Origin of the sequence: Neorhizobium huautlense (genome assembly GCF_002968575.1) — a bacterium.
In the GTDB taxonomy this organism is placed as follows: domain Bacteria; phylum Pseudomonadota; class Alphaproteobacteria; order Rhizobiales; family Rhizobiaceae; genus Neorhizobium; species Neorhizobium huautlense.
In genome coordinates this window covers 101,750-115,220 of record NZ_PVBM01000013.1, presented here as the reverse complement: position 1 = coordinate 115,220, position 13,471 = coordinate 101,750, and the positions used below count along the sequence as shown (strand labels likewise).

Genomic DNA, 13,471 nt, shown 5'->3' with positions numbered 1-13,471 from the left:
TTACGCGTTCGGCCGGGTGACCACGAAGATCGCCGGCGCGATCATCAGTGCTGCGACGAAAGCCGCCCGAGACAGGGGCGGCGAGGTGCCGAACCAGAAGATCGCGTAGCTGGCGCTCATCATCACCACGGCGGCGATCTTGGCCTTTGTTGGAATGGCGCCCCTTTCCCGCCAGTCTCTAAGAGACGGCCCGAATTTCGGATGGTCGAGCATCCATGCCTCAAGCCGCGGCGACGAGCGGGCGAAACAGGCGACGGCAAGCAGCAGGAAGGGCGTCGTGGGCAGCACCGGCAGGAATGCGCCAACGATGCCGAGCGCCACGAACAGCCAACCGAGACTGAGAAAGAGAAAACGCATGAAGAGCCTTTAAAAATCCTGAGTAGGATAGATAAGTTCAAAGCGCGCGTCATCCAATATCGAAGCTCGGGTTCACCCTTCCCATTTGGGCAGCGCCGGTTATAGTGCCGCCGACTTCAACAACCGAGAGGGACATGATGTCGAAGAAGAAGGTGCTCGTCGTCGGTGGAGCCGGCTATATCGGTTCGCATACGTGTCTGGTGCTGGCGGAGAAGGGGTATGAACCCGTAGTCTTCGATAATCTGTCAAATGGCCATGCGGAATTCGTCCGCTGGGGCGAATTGGAACAGGGCGATATTCGTGATCGCGCCCGGCTCGATGAGGTCTTCGCCAAGCACAAACCGGATGCGGTCCTGCATTTTGCGGCGCTGATCGAGGTGGGCGAATCGGTCAAGAATCCCGTCGGGTTCTACGACAACAACGTCATCGGCGCATTGACCCTGATGTCTGCCGCCATGGATGCCGGTGTGAAGGCCTTCGTCTTCTCTTCCACCTGCGCCACCTATGGTCTGCCGGACCGCGTGCCGATGGACGAGACGCATAAGCAGGCTCCGATCAACCCCTATGGCCGCACCAAATTCATCATCGAGCAGGCGCTCAAGGATTATGGTCAGTACAAGGGCTTGAAGTCGGTGATGTTGCGCTATTTCAACGCCGCCGGCGCCGATTTCGAAGGCCGGATCGGCGAGTGGCACACGCCGGAAACCCATGCCATACCGCTGGCGATCGAGGCGGCGCTCGGCCGCCGCCAGGGCTTCAAGGTCTTCGGGGATGATTACGATACCCGCGACGGTACCTGTGTACGCGACTATATCCACGTGCTCGATCTGGCGGACGCGCATGTGCGGGCGGTGGATTATTTGCTGGCCGGCGGCGAGACCGTGGAGCTGAACCTCGGCACGGGCACCGGAACGACCGTCAAGGAGCTGCTGGCAGCGATCTCCGAGGTTTCCGGCAAGCCCTTCCCGGTGGAATATGTCGGACGCCGCGAAGGCGATTCCACGTCCTTGGTCGCCAATAACGACAAGGCGCGGGCGGTGCTCGGCTGGGAACCGAAATTCAGCCTGAACGACATCATCCGCTCCGCCTGGGACTGGCATTCGCGCTCGAACCATCTGGTCATTTGAGGACGGATATGGCGGAGGGCGAGGTCAGGATCGAGGAAAGCTGGAAACGGGTACTCGGCCCGGAGTTCTCCAATCCGTACATGAGCGAACTGAGGCGGTTTCTCCTCGCCGAGAAGGAGGCCGGCAAGCGCATCTTCCCGAAAGGCGGCGAATATTTCCGCGCGCTGGATCTGACGCCCCTCGACAAGGTGAAAGTCGTCATTCTCGGCCAGGATCCCTATCACGGTTTTGGTCAGGCGCACGGGCTGTGCTTCAGCGTCCGCCCCGGCGTTCGCATTCCCCCTTCACTCGTTAATATCTACAAGGAAATCCAGGCGGATCTCGGCATTCCTCCGGTCAATCACGGCTTTCTCGAGCACTGGGCTAACCAGGGCGTGCTGCTGTTAAACAGCGTGCTGACGGTGGAAGAGGGCAGGGCGGCCGCACATCAAGGCCGAGGCTGGGAACGTTTTACCGATGCTGTCATCCGCGCCGTCAACGAGGAGTGCGATGGCGTGGTCTTCATGCTCTGGGGCTCCTATGCGCAGAAAAAGGCCGCCTTTGTGGATACGAGGAAACATCTCGTTCTGAAGGCCCCCCATCCGTCGCCGCTCTCGGCCCATAACGGCTTTTTCGGCTGCCGGCATTTTTCGAAGGCCAATGATTTCCTCAGGTCGCGCGGCAAGGAGCCGATCGACTGGCAGTTGCCATCACCGCCTTCTGTGAACAATTGATCATCTTCCGTCTACGGATGGTGAACAATGCGTTCTGACACGTTCATCTATCCAATCCCCGTTCGATGAACCAAATATTGCCCCAGAACAACGGATCGCCGAGGCGGTCCAGAAAGGGGTTTACAATGCTCGACCAGATCAAGGGCCTCCATCACGTCACGTCGATGGCTGCGAGCGCCAGCACCAACAACAAGTTCTTCACCGACACGCTCGGCCTGCGCCGGGTCAAGAAGACCGTCAATTTCGACGCGCCTGACGTCTACCATCTCTATTACGGCGACGAGGTCGGCACGCCCGGCTCTGTCATGACATACTTCCCGTTCCCGCATATCGCCCGCGGTCGTCCCGGCACCGGCGAAGTGGGCACCACGCTCTTCTCCGTTCCGGAAGGCTCGTTCGGTTACTGGACCGATCGGCTGACAAAGGCCGGCGCCGAAGGGATCAAGACGGACAATGCCTTTGGCGACAACCGGCTGCATTTCGCCGGTCCCGATGGTGACGGGTTCGCGCTGGTCGAAGTCAGGGACGACCCGCGTGCTCCCTGGACCGGCAACGGCGTCGGCGAGGCTGAGGCCATCCGCGGCTTCCATTCGGCTTCGATGCGTCTGCATGACGAAGGTGCGACCGCCGAGCTCCTGAAGTTCATGGGGTACGAACAGGTTGATGCCAGGGACGGCGTGACCCGCTTCGGAATGCCGGGCGGCAACGGTGCCGATTTCATCGATGTCGAAACCATGCCGAACATCAGCGGTGCGCGGCTTGGTGCCGGTTCGGTTCATCACATCGCCTTTGCGGTTGAGAACCGCGAAAGGCAGCTCGAGGTCCGTAAAGCACTGATGGATACCGGCTATCAGGTCACCCCGGTCATCGACCGCGACTACTTCTGGGCGATCTATTTCCGCACCCCGGGTGGCGTGTTGTTCGAAATCGCCACCAATGAGCCGGGCTTCGACCGCGACGAGGACACCGCACATCTCGGCGAAGCGCTGAAGCTGCCTGCGCAGCATGCGCATCTGAGAAGCGCACTCGAACAGCACCTGGAACCGCTGGCTTAGTGGGTTCAGGATCAGGAGATTGAAATGAGTTACGACAGCTATGTGCACCGGGCGAGGCCCGGTGCCCCGGGATCACCGATCCTGTTCGTCTTTCATGGCACCGGTGGCGACGAAAACCAGTTCTTCGATTTCGGCGGAAGGCTGCTTCCCAACGCCACGGTCATCTCGCCGCGCGGTGATATTTCCGAACACGGCGCGGCGCGCTTCTTCCGGCGCAAGGCGGAAGGCGTCTATGATTGCGAGGATCTTGCCCGGGCGACCGAGCGGATGAGCGAATTCGTGGTTGCCAACCGCGACCGATACGAGTCATCCACCGTTCTGGGGCTCGGATTTTCGAATGGCGCGAATATCCTCGCAAATATCATGATCGAAAAACCCGGCCTCTTCGATGCCGGCGTTCTGATGCATCCGCTGATCCCGTTCCAGCCAAAGGACCGGAAGATCAAGGAGACGGCGCATGTGCTGATCACCGCCGGCCAGAACGACCCGATCTGCCCGGTGCCGCAAGGCGTCGAGCTTGCCGATTATTTCAAGCGGCAGGGGGACAAGGTGACACTCGAATGGCATGTCGGCGGCCATGAGATTCGGCCGAACGAGATCGAAGCTGCCAAGAAGTTCTTCGCTCCCTACGGAGCCTGAACGCCAAAAAAGATTGCCCGGTTTGCTGCCTGCGAGGGCGCAAACCGGGTCTTCGTATTGCGTTACCTCTACTGGCGACCCTTGGCCTTGCCGAACACAAATTTCAGCCCCGGCTTTGCCTCGCCGATTTCTTCTTCGCCGCCCTCGGCATTTTCCCTGAAATACCGGGCGATTGCCTGCGCGTGCCACTGCATCAGTTCGTAGCAATAGGTCACTTCGCGCTCGCTCGGCGACCAATAGGCGTTTGGTTCGCCGCATTCGGCTGCCGTCAGCTTGATGCCGTCGTCAAGCTTGTAGAGGCCGGAGACCAGTTCCTGCAGGATCTCGAGAACCTGAGCCTCCTTCACCAGGTCCGCGTAGTCCTTGAGGTCGTTGTTCTTCGCGGGCTGGTAGGTGATCGTGAACTTGCTCTTCTGGTCGCCGGTCTGCAGATGCGGCTTCAGCACACCGAACCAGCTTGCATGGGCCTTCTGGTATTCACCCACGCATTCCTGCCGACGGCCGGCCGGCAGTTCGAGATCGTCTGCGGATTCGGTGAATTTCTCGGCATCCTTGCCGACCATCAGGCAGACCATATTGAAAGCGCGTTGGCGGTCGAGACCGTGCGCGTCCCAGAGAATTTGCTCATGTTCCGCCGCTTCGCTCGCTTCGGCAGACAATGTCCATCCGTCGACGGAATCGATGAGAGCTGTCTCGAAGACGTCTGCATCCGCCTCCAGAAGCAGGAGGGTGGAGAGCGTATCCACCGCATCCTCCTCGCGGCCAAGGACCGGCAGGTCGAATTCGGAGACCAGCATGTGACCGGCCTCGTGGAAGAGGAAGAACAGCGCGTTGCCGAAGGCGAACTCGACCGTATCGCCGATCTGTTCCTCCGTCAGGCCCTTGAGGTCGTCCTCCAGGGTTTCTGCACCCACATTCGGTGCCGACAGAGCGAGTAGCCCTGCCAAGGCAATTTGAAGAAGACTGCGTCGCATAGGCCCTCGTGACATCGCTGAAAACTGTCTTGATCTGTAACAGGCGCAGTTTAAATCTCAATGAATTCGTATTGTTGCCGAAGTATTAGCGGTATGACGAGAAGTATCGGAGACGCTTCAAGCCCGCTTGATAGGGTTCGGAAGATCCGGGAAATGCCGATGTCGCTCTGCGGCCTTGCGGGGCAAAAATTCATCGCCGATAGTGCTCTTCCATATCCGCCCCGATCCGGAGAGCTTCCATGAGCAACCATCTGAAATTCTTCATCAACGGAATCTGGATAACTCCGGATATTCCCGTCGCGCTCGATGTCGTCGATCCGTCGACGGAAGAGGCCTATACTCAGGTCGCTTTAGGCTCGAAGGCCGATGTGGACAAGGCGGTTGCGGCGGCCAAGGCGGCATTTCCTGCTTTTTCGCAATGGTCCAAGGCGGAGCGGCTGGCGCTCCTGAAACGCATCCTGGCCGAGTATGAAAAGCGATACGAAGACATCGCGCGAGCGGTCTCCCAGGAGATGGGGGCTCCGCTCGCCTTTGCCCGTGATGCGCAGGCCGCGGCCGGCAAAGGGCATCTCGCCGCCACGATCGAGGCGCTCGAAAACTACGAGTTCACCGAGGCGCGCGGCTCAACGATGATCGTCAAGGAGCCGATCGGCGTCTGCGCGCTGATCACACCGTGGAACTGGCCGCTCAACCAGATCGCCTGCAAGGTCGGCCCGGCGATCGCCGCCGGCTGCACCATGGTGCTGAAGCCTTCCGAGATCGCGCCGATCAGCGGCATCATCTTTGCGGAAGTTATGGAGGCGGCGGGCACGCCGAAGGGCGTCTTCAACCTCGTCAACGGAACCGGGCCCGATGTCGGCCAGGTTATGGCCGGCCATCCTGATGTCGATATGGTTTCCTTCACCGGCTCGACGCGGGCCGGCATCATCGTCGCCAAGACTGCGGCCGACACCGTGAAGCGCGTGGCCCAGGAACTCGGCGGCAAGTCGCCCAATATCATCCTTCCCGATGCCGAGTTTGAGAAAGCCGTTGCAGATGGCGTTACAGCCTGTTTCGGCAATTCCGGCCAGTCCTGCGATGCTCCGACGCGGATGCTGGTGCCGGCAAAGCGCCATGACGAAGCTCTGGATATCGCGAAGGCCGCAGCCGAAAAGCTGAAGACCGGCGATCCGCGTGGGGATGGTATCGATCTCGGCCCGGTGGTCAGCCAGACGCAATACGACAAGATCCAGCGGTTGATCGAGGCTGGCATCAAAGAAGGTGCAACGCTGGTCACCGGCGGACCGGGCCGGCCGGAGGGCCTCAACCGAGGCTATTATATCCGCCCGACCGTGTTTGGCCATGTCACCAACGACATGACGATCGCGCGAGAAGAAATCTTCGGGCCGGTCCTTTCTATCCTCTCCTATGAAGACGAAGAGCAGGCGGTGGAGATCGCCAACGACACGCCTTACGGGCTGGCGGCCTATGTGCAGTCCGGAGATATCGGCAATGCCCGCAAGGTGGCCGCGCGGCTGCGGGCCGGTTCGGTGTTCATCAATTATCCGGACTGGGACCTGTTCGCGCCCTTCGGCGGCTACAAGCAGTCCGGCAATGGCCGCGAATATGCCGATTGGGGCATCCACGACTTCCTCGAGATCAAGGGCATCGTCGGCTACGGCGCGTGAAACCGGCGACCACGGGCCTCAGGGATCAGATATGCGGTTCGGAATAGGCGGTGCAGGCTCCAACATCCCTCCAGGTCGGAATCCTGCCGTCCCGTTTGGCTTTTCTGTCCGACAGCGCGAGGAAGATATCCAGCCGACGGTCGCGCAGGCCCGGAACCAGCGCGGTCGCCGAGAGAGGAAGAGGCGCGAACGGATTGCCGCGATGATAGGCATGCAACTCCACCCGAACCGTATGCCGATGGCTGACAGCCCGTGAATGGAATGCGTAGGTATCGGCCACCACGAGGGTGTTTGCGGAAACCACGACCTTGCGTGGGGTAAAATCGCCAAGCGTCGACAATTCTTCGGGCGTGATGCGGAACGATCCTTCGGCATGGTGTGTGCGTCCGTCCGCGCTCGCCACAAGGCTCTGCCGGTATTCCCATTCCAGCCGCTTTTCGGTCAGCCTGTGGCTACCGGGGACGAAGACGAAGGGGCCGTCGTCCGGTCCGACATCATCGAGAAAAAGCCAAGCCTTGGAACTTGAATGGAAGGTATCGGCATGCAGGGCGGTCTGGGGATCGGCTTCCTGGATTGCGGGTTCTGCAATCACGGTCTGGATGAAATACACGGGATCGCCGCCGATACCTCCGACATACCGGATGAGGCCTGCAATCGAGGGATCATTGCTGAACCGCGCCAGATCCGGCAGTTTTCCCAGCGCATTCCGGTTGATCGGGGTCATCCGCGTGACGGTCTGCCCCTGGCGCATCTCGCGAGCCGGCAGAGGCTCATTTTTGAGGTAGTCGCGTATCCGCTGGAACACGTCTGCCGGCAGGGCATTCTCGCGGATCACAAAGCCGTCCCTCTGGAATGCTTCCCGTTCTGCGGCACTTACCGAGACGCCGAGCAGTCGCCGGCGATAGGCGGCCATCCCGGCGGCAAGACGCACGCGTTCCCGATGGAGGCCCAGTTCGTTGAAACGCGGATTGCCGATCACAGGGTTTTTGCGGAAGGATTTTTCGCTTCCTAAGACTCGGAAGGCGTAGCCCGGATAACGCCACCATTGGTCGATAGCTCGCGGCATGGATGGATCCCCCTTTCCATATCCGGAGGATAGGGAGAAACCGTCCCGAGGCAAGAGGGCGCGGTTGGTGACAATCGGAATCATCGGATATCCACGCCTTGAACACAGGCCCGAATGCCGGTCTACTGCTGTCGATTCCAGATATGCCTGAAAGAGAAAGAGGTTGTTGCCATGAAGCGCGTTTTCAACCCACCGGCCGTCCGCAGGCCTTTCGGCGCTTATAATCACGGCCTGCTGGTGCCGCCCGGTGCCAGCCTGCTCGTCACCTCCGGCCAGCTCGGAATATCACCGGAGGATAGGATCCCGCCTGATGTCACGCGGCAGGCGGAGCTTTGTTTCCAGGCGATCGGCGCGATCCTGGAGGAGGCGGGCATGACCTATGCGGATGTGATCCGCATCTCGGGCTTCGTCACCAGCCGCGAGGATTTTCCCGCTTACATGGCGGTGCGCGACCGCTACACGCTCGACCCCAAGCCGGTCTCGACGCTTCTCATCGTCGGCGGATTTACACGCGCGGAATTCCTCGTCGAGGTGGAAGTCACGGCCGCGAAGGTGTTTTAGTAGCCGCAGCGCCTCAGTTGCGCTTCATACTTGGCGGCCATGCCGGCGGACTTCTGCGCTGCCTGCCGGGTTCCTGACGAGAACTGGCCGCGCTCGTATCCCGCCTGGCCGGAATAATAGGCGAGGTAGAGGTTGTAGCTGTCGTTCAACGGGATGCCGTTCTTCACATGGCTCTGGTTGTGGTACCAGCCGACAAAATGGATGGCGTCGCCGAAGTCGGAGCGGCTGGCGCTCCAGCGGCCGGTGTCCTTCTTGTAAGTGAGCCAGGTGCCATCCAATGCCTGGGCGTAGCCATATGCCGTGGACTGACGCTTCCAGGGAATGAAGCCGAGCAGTTTGGTACGCGGCGGGCGGGCATTAGCCCTGAAGCCGGATTCCACATAGATCGTCGCCATCAGGATCGGCACGGGGACGCCGAACTCGCGTTCGGCCTTTTTGGCATCGCGGGCCCAATTGTTGAAGAACCCGTCGCGCTGTTCAAAAACCGCGCAGGCATCGGTAACCCGGCTCGGCGCGGAGGCGCAGGCGGTCAGGGACAGGGCCATGAGGGCGATGAAAAACGCAATACGCATCGCTTAATCACTCGGTTCTGAGAGATTAATAACCGGTAAAATTTAAAGAAAAGTTTAGTGAGCCGCTGCGGGCATCGGAACCGACCGGGTGGCGAGCCAGTTGCGGGCGATGACCCCGAACACCGCGGCCGCCGCGATCCCGCCGATTCCAAGCCCGACCGCGGGTGCAATCAGGCCCAGCAGACCGAAAACGAGGAGCGCATAACGCGCCGCGCCGTTGCAGGCAAAGCGGTCACGCACGAACCAGAGGCTTGCGAAATATATCGCGACCGGAATCCCCACCGCGTAATCGCCGACGATAAGCGGAACCTCGGCATGGTGGGTGATGACGTCGACCAGCACGGCAAAGCCAGCACCCACTGCTGCACCGGAGGTGAAAATGAAGAAATGCCCATAACCCCATTGCAGCGCGCGACTCAGCCTGTGGCTGCCGAGGTGTTCCTGCCGGGCGAAATAGGCCCACCAGAGCGCAAAGACGATAACCAGTGCCGAAAGCGCGGTGTGCACCAGCATCAGATTGAACTCGCCTGTGAACTGGCGGAGCGCGATGGAGCCGGCAAGCAGGGTTTCGCCGAGCACGATGATGTTCAGGAGCCCGTAACGTTCCATGATGTGATGGCGGTGCCAGGGCGTGTTCTTGGTCAGCGGTTCAGCAATGGCGGGAACCGCGAGTTCTAGCAGGGCGCCGAGGGCCCAGAGGGCGTATCCGAACCCGGTCGACAACAGCTGTGTCCCGAGGAAGATCAGCCAGTAGATCTGCACGAGGAAGATTCCCACGGCATAAGCGACATTGGTCCTGCGGTGGGCGGGATCATGGTAGGCAGCGCGCAGCCAGAGCACCACCATGGCGAGACGCATGACGATGTAGCCGAAAACCACCATGGTCAGATCCGGTACTGCGGTAAACAGGAACTGGATGCCGGCCGCCATGGTCAGTGATCCGCCCATCAGGATCATCGTCAAGAGCCGGTAGACGACATCGTCGTTGTCGTAGGCGGACGAGAACCAGGTGAAGTTCATCCAGGCCCACCAAATGCAAAAGAACGCGATCAGGTAGATGACGATACCCTGGCCTGCGTGGTTTTCCGAAATTGCATGGTGCAGCCCCGCGGCGGCGGATGCAATCGCGATGACCGACACCAGATCGAAAAGCAGTTCCAGCGGCGTCGCAGCGCGATGATGTTCGTCGGGATCGCGCGGGAGAAGAGGGCGCAGGATGCGATCTTTCAAGGAATACATGTTGCTCATCTTGCCCCTCCAGCCGAAAAATCCGATCCCCCGTTTTCTGAAGGCAGATCCATCCGATGGCAAGCATGAACCTCGCGACGCTTCATGGGTCTCCGACACACGCTAATCCATTCGGTACCCCCCTCTCTCTTCGTCTGTCTGCGTCAAACGGTCGCTTCGTGCTATGGCTGGCATTTGATAATAGCTAGTTTGCCAGCAGCGCTCATCGGGGGAGAGGGTGCATGACGAGACGCAGCTTTTCGTTTCCAGCCGCCGACATTCGAGCGCGTGCGCTCGGAGAAGTCCATTCGCGTCCCTATACTCTCGTCTCGCTTCCGCGGGTGATCTTCCAGCTCGCCTTCCTGACGGAAGCGAACTTTGAAGCCGATCGGGCGATCCTGGCGGATATGTCGCTGGGGCAGGGGGTGGCGCCACCGGCCGCAGACACCAGCCATCACACGATGAACTGGGGCAACGGCACGCTGCGCTGGGAAAAACATACCGAATTTTCCACCTATTTCTGGGACGCGCCGGCCCCTGTCCTGTTCGGCGGAGACGTTCCGGTCAACCCGTTTGGCGCCAGCTTCAAGGCCCCAGGTCCGTTCATTTCCGGTGTCCGGATCGAGATTCGGCCGGCGAACGAAGACCTCAGCCAGGTGATCGCCAGTTTCGATCCGACCAGCCTCTGTCGAAGCATCGTCGCCGATGGCCAGGCAACCGTCGTGACCGATTTCCGTCAAGACGGCGACGGGCTTACCAAATTTCTCATCCTTGACAACGGAATGACCGACGGCGGTCGTGGCGCCCTGGTCCAGCGCATTCTCGACATCGAGACCTATCGGACATTGGCTATGATGGGATTGCCCCTTGCGCTGACCCTGTCGCCCGAGATCCGCCGGATCGAAACCGGCCTTACGGCCGTGACGCAACGCATGAAGCAGCATGCCCGGCAGGAGGCCGACGCGATGCTTGCGGAGATCACCCGGCTGGCGGCCGAGCTTGAAGCCAATGCGGCGCTCAGCCTCTACCGGTTCGGCGCGAGCCGGGCTTATTACAATATCGTTCTCGAACGCGTCGCGATGCTGGCTGAAAAGCCGGTGTCGGGCAACGAGTCGCTCGGTTCGTTCCTTCAGAGGCGGCTCGCCCCGGCGATGCGGACCTGCCAGTCGGTCGAAGAGCGGCAGGCGAACCTTTCGCGCAAGCTGGCGCGGGCGACCGCGCTTCTCAGAAGCTGGATCGACGTCGATCTGCAGAAGTTCAATACCAAGCTTCTGGATTCCATGAACCAGCGCGCCCATCTGCAGCTTCGCCTGCAGCAGACCGTCGAAGGCCTCTCGGTTGCCGCCATTTCCTATTACGTGATCGGGCTTGTGGGCTATCTCGCGAAGTTTGCCCACAATATCGGGGTCCATATCGCCCCGGAAACGCTGACCGGCGCTGCGGTTCCGATCGTAGTGATCGCGGTCTGGCTGCTGGTCAGGCGTATCCGCAAAAGCCACAAGGACGACCACGTCCAGCCGAACCCCTAAAACCGCTCCATCTCCCGCTTCACCTTGGCAAGGAATGCGGCTCGGGTTTCCGGCGTGCAATTGTTCATGTCGTAGTGAGCAAGGAACATCACCCTGCGAGCCGGATTGGTGGTGACCCGGAGCACGCGCGTAGCAATCTTTTTTGGCGGATTGCCGGCCATGAAGGCCCGCCAACGGGTGGCGCCGTAGGTCAATACCACGCCGACCTTGCGAATATTGGTGAGCTTGCGGGTGAGCACGCCGTCCGCCAGATCGAAGGTTACGCCCGGCAGCCAGACGCGGTCGAAATAACCCTTCAGAATGGCAGGCCAGCCGAAGTTCCAGATCGGGGTGACGATCACCAGCGCTTCGGCAGCCTGCAGCCTCTCCACATAGGAACGGACCGGCTCGATATTGTCCGGCACGTCGTGATAGCCGATCCGCTCTTCGCGCGAGAGGACCGGATTGAAGTTTTCGGCATAGAGATTGCAGTCATCCACATCGTGGCCAGCCCTCTGGAGGCTTTCGCGGGTTGCGGCATGCAGGGCAGCGCCGTAGCTCGATTCGACCGGATGCGAGTGAAGAAGCAGAACCTTCATCAGCCCCCCGCGACGGCAAGGCCGGGGAAGAGGTAGTTCTTGCCCGCCGAAAAATCGAAGTCCGGATTCTCCCAGGCGATCATCTTTCCGGGGTTGAGCAGGCCCTTCGGATCGGTCTCTTTTTTGAAGGCGAGCTGCACCACGTCCGTCTGCTTCATGCCGCCTTCTTCCAGCGTATAGCGGTGCGGGTTAAAGATCGGGCAGCCATTGTCCTGATGTATCTTGATGATCTCCTCCAGACGCTTCCTGGTCGTATAGCGCACCAGCGGCAGGCCGGAGCACTGCATGCGACCGTCGAACTTGATGAATTCCAGGTGGCCCGGCACTTCATCACCGAAAATCTTCACCATTTTCTCGACCTTGGCAACATGGTCGGGTCCCGGATACTGGACCTGCAGATAGGTGAAGTTCGGATCGACCTTCAGCGCGCGGAGCGTCGTATGGTTCCAGGCAAGCTCATAGGCATGCGGGATGCCCTTCATGCTTTCCACCCTGTCGGAACGGAAGAGGATTTCGCCCTTCTGGCGTTCGGTAAAGGCAGTGAAGGCATCCATGGAATGCGGCGCCACCATCAGCACGCAGATCGACTGGCCGCGATGGCGGATGAAAGGCTTGTGGCGCGGGAAGAAGTCGTAGGGGATCGGCGCGGCGATCGGCGCGATTTCCTTGACGAGGATGCCGTTCTTATGGGCGATTTGATCGCCGAAGCGCACGGCATCCATGAAGTCGTCGTATCCGACCAGCACGTCGACCCAATCATAAGCCGGTGCGAGCGGCATCTCCACCTCGACGATGATGCCGTTGGTGCCGTAGGCATGGGTCACCTTCTGCAGGTCCCATGCGGTGAGGTCGAGCACGCGCGGCTCGGCTTCCATGGTGACGACGCGCAGGCGCAGGATATTGCCGAGGTCGCGCAGGCCGCCCCAGTGGATCGAGCCGACACCGCCCGAACCGCCGGCGATGAAGCCGCCGATCGTCGCCGTCTGGGCAGTCGAGGGGTGGAAGCGCAGTTCCTGACCGGAATGGGCCTTGGTCTGGCGGTCGAGTTCGGCGATCACGATGCCGGGTTCGGCAATGACGCGGCCGGGATGAATCTCCTTGATCTTGTTCATGTTGATGAGGTTCAGCACAATACCGCCGGAGAGCGGCATGGCCTGTCCGTAATTGCCGGTGCCGGCGCCGCGCGGGGTGATCGGCACGCCGTGCGCGAAAGCGACTTTTAGAACCTGAATGACCTCTTCCTCGGTCTTCGGCGAGACGACGAGATCGGCGGTGACGGTGTCGAGTTCCTCTTTCAGGATTGGGGAATACCAGTAGAAATCGCGGCTCTTCTGGCGCACCAGCGCCGGATTGTCCTCCACCGCAATGCCTTCGAGCTCTTTCTTGATCTGTGCGTAATCTGCCAT

General features: G+C 60.5%; 14 protein-coding genes. 7 read left to right on the top strand and 7 right to left on the bottom strand.

Translation table 11 applies throughout. The features are described from left to right. Positions 1–357 (bottom strand): YbaN family protein, encoded by a 357-nt coding sequence (locus tag C5L12_RS15960; protein WP_105373030.1) that lies wholly within the window; start codon positions 355–357, stop codon positions 1–3. A gap of 137 nt (positions 358–494) precedes the next feature. On the opposite strand from C5L12_RS15960, the gene galE reads away from it, so the two are divergent. From galE to C5L12_RS15940, 4 genes are all read left to right on the top strand, one after another. Continuing rightward, complete coding sequence (gene galE, locus C5L12_RS15955) at positions 495–1,484, top strand: UDP-glucose 4-epimerase GalE (RefSeq protein WP_105373074.1); 990 nt, start codon at positions 495–497, stop codon at positions 1,482–1,484. Between the two features lie 8 nt (positions 1,485–1,492). Continuing rightward, entirely contained in the window at positions 1,493–2,197 is a 705-nt protein-coding gene (gene ung, locus C5L12_RS15950; RefSeq protein ID WP_105373029.1) for a uracil-DNA glycosylase, read from the top strand. 125 nt (positions 2,198–2,322) lie between these two features. After that, a complete protein-coding gene (locus C5L12_RS15945; protein ID WP_105373028.1) occupies positions 2,323–3,252 on the top strand; it encodes a VOC family protein in 930 nt (309 codons plus the stop codon). 24 nt (positions 3,253–3,276) lie between these two features. Continuing rightward, positions 3,277–3,891 (top strand): alpha/beta hydrolase, encoded by a 615-nt coding sequence (locus C5L12_RS15940; RefSeq protein WP_105373027.1) that lies wholly within the window; start codon positions 3,277–3,279, stop codon positions 3,889–3,891. A gap of 68 nt (positions 3,892–3,959) precedes the next feature. Here the strand turns inward: C5L12_RS15940 and C5L12_RS15935 are convergent, their stop codons facing one another. Further along, positions 3,960–4,865, bottom strand: coding sequence for a DUF4344 domain-containing metallopeptidase (locus C5L12_RS15935; RefSeq protein ID WP_165924116.1), 906 nt, complete (start codon positions 4,863–4,865; stop codon positions 3,960–3,962). Between the two features lie 239 nt (positions 4,866–5,104). On the opposite strand from C5L12_RS15935, the gene C5L12_RS15930 reads away from it, so the two are divergent. Further along, positions 5,105–6,532, top strand: a complete 1,428-nt coding sequence (locus C5L12_RS15930) for an aldehyde dehydrogenase family protein (RefSeq protein ID WP_105373025.1) — start codon at positions 5,105–5,107, stop codon at positions 6,530–6,532. Positions 6,533–6,557: 25 nt separating this feature from the next. On the opposite strand, the gene C5L12_RS15925 is transcribed toward C5L12_RS15930, so the two are convergent. Continuing rightward, positions 6,558–7,598 carry a phytanoyl-CoA dioxygenase family protein gene (locus tag C5L12_RS15925; protein ID WP_157949060.1) on the bottom strand — a complete coding sequence of 347 codons (1,041 nt, stop codon included), beginning with the start codon at positions 7,596–7,598 and terminating at the stop codon, positions 6,558–6,560. 171 nt (positions 7,599–7,769) lie between these two features. Here C5L12_RS15925 and C5L12_RS15920 point away from each other — a divergent pair, with 171 nt between their 5' ends. Next, on the top strand, positions 7,770–8,159 hold the full coding sequence (locus tag C5L12_RS15920; protein ID WP_105373023.1) for a RidA family protein: 390 nt from the start codon (positions 7,770–7,772) through the stop codon (positions 8,157–8,159). Here the strand turns inward: C5L12_RS15920 and C5L12_RS15915 are convergent. Together C5L12_RS15915 and C5L12_RS15910 are read right to left on the bottom strand one after the other, a co-directional pair. Beyond that, positions 8,156–8,731, bottom strand: coding sequence for a transglycosylase SLT domain-containing protein (locus C5L12_RS15915; RefSeq protein ID WP_105373022.1), 576 nt, complete (start codon positions 8,729–8,731; stop codon positions 8,156–8,158). The two genes, C5L12_RS15920 and C5L12_RS15915, sit on opposite strands and share 4 nt — an antisense overlap. Before the next feature lie 54 nt (positions 8,732–8,785). Further along, positions 8,786–9,979 carry a low temperature requirement protein A gene (locus tag C5L12_RS15910; RefSeq protein ID WP_105373021.1) on the bottom strand — a complete coding sequence of 398 codons (1,194 nt, stop codon included), beginning with the start codon at positions 9,977–9,979 and terminating at the stop codon, positions 8,786–8,788. A gap of 221 nt (positions 9,980–10,200) precedes the next feature. On the opposite strand from C5L12_RS15910, the gene C5L12_RS15905 reads away from it, so the two are divergent. Further along, a complete protein-coding gene (locus C5L12_RS15905) occupies positions 10,201–11,487 on the top strand; it encodes a DUF3422 family protein (protein ID WP_105373020.1) in 1,287 nt (428 codons plus the stop codon). Here C5L12_RS15905 and C5L12_RS15900 read toward each other — a convergent pair. Further along, positions 11,484–12,065: an NAD(P)H-dependent oxidoreductase gene (locus C5L12_RS15900; RefSeq protein WP_105373019.1), complete on the bottom strand. Its 582-nt coding sequence runs from the start codon at positions 12,063–12,065 to the stop codon at positions 11,484–11,486. The genes C5L12_RS15905 and C5L12_RS15900 overlap by 4 nt on opposite strands. Further along, positions 12,065–13,471, bottom strand: coding sequence for an FAD-binding oxidoreductase (locus C5L12_RS15895; protein ID WP_105373018.1), 1,407 nt, complete (start codon positions 13,469–13,471; stop codon positions 12,065–12,067). The genes C5L12_RS15900 and C5L12_RS15895 overlap by 1 nt, the downstream gene beginning before the upstream one ends.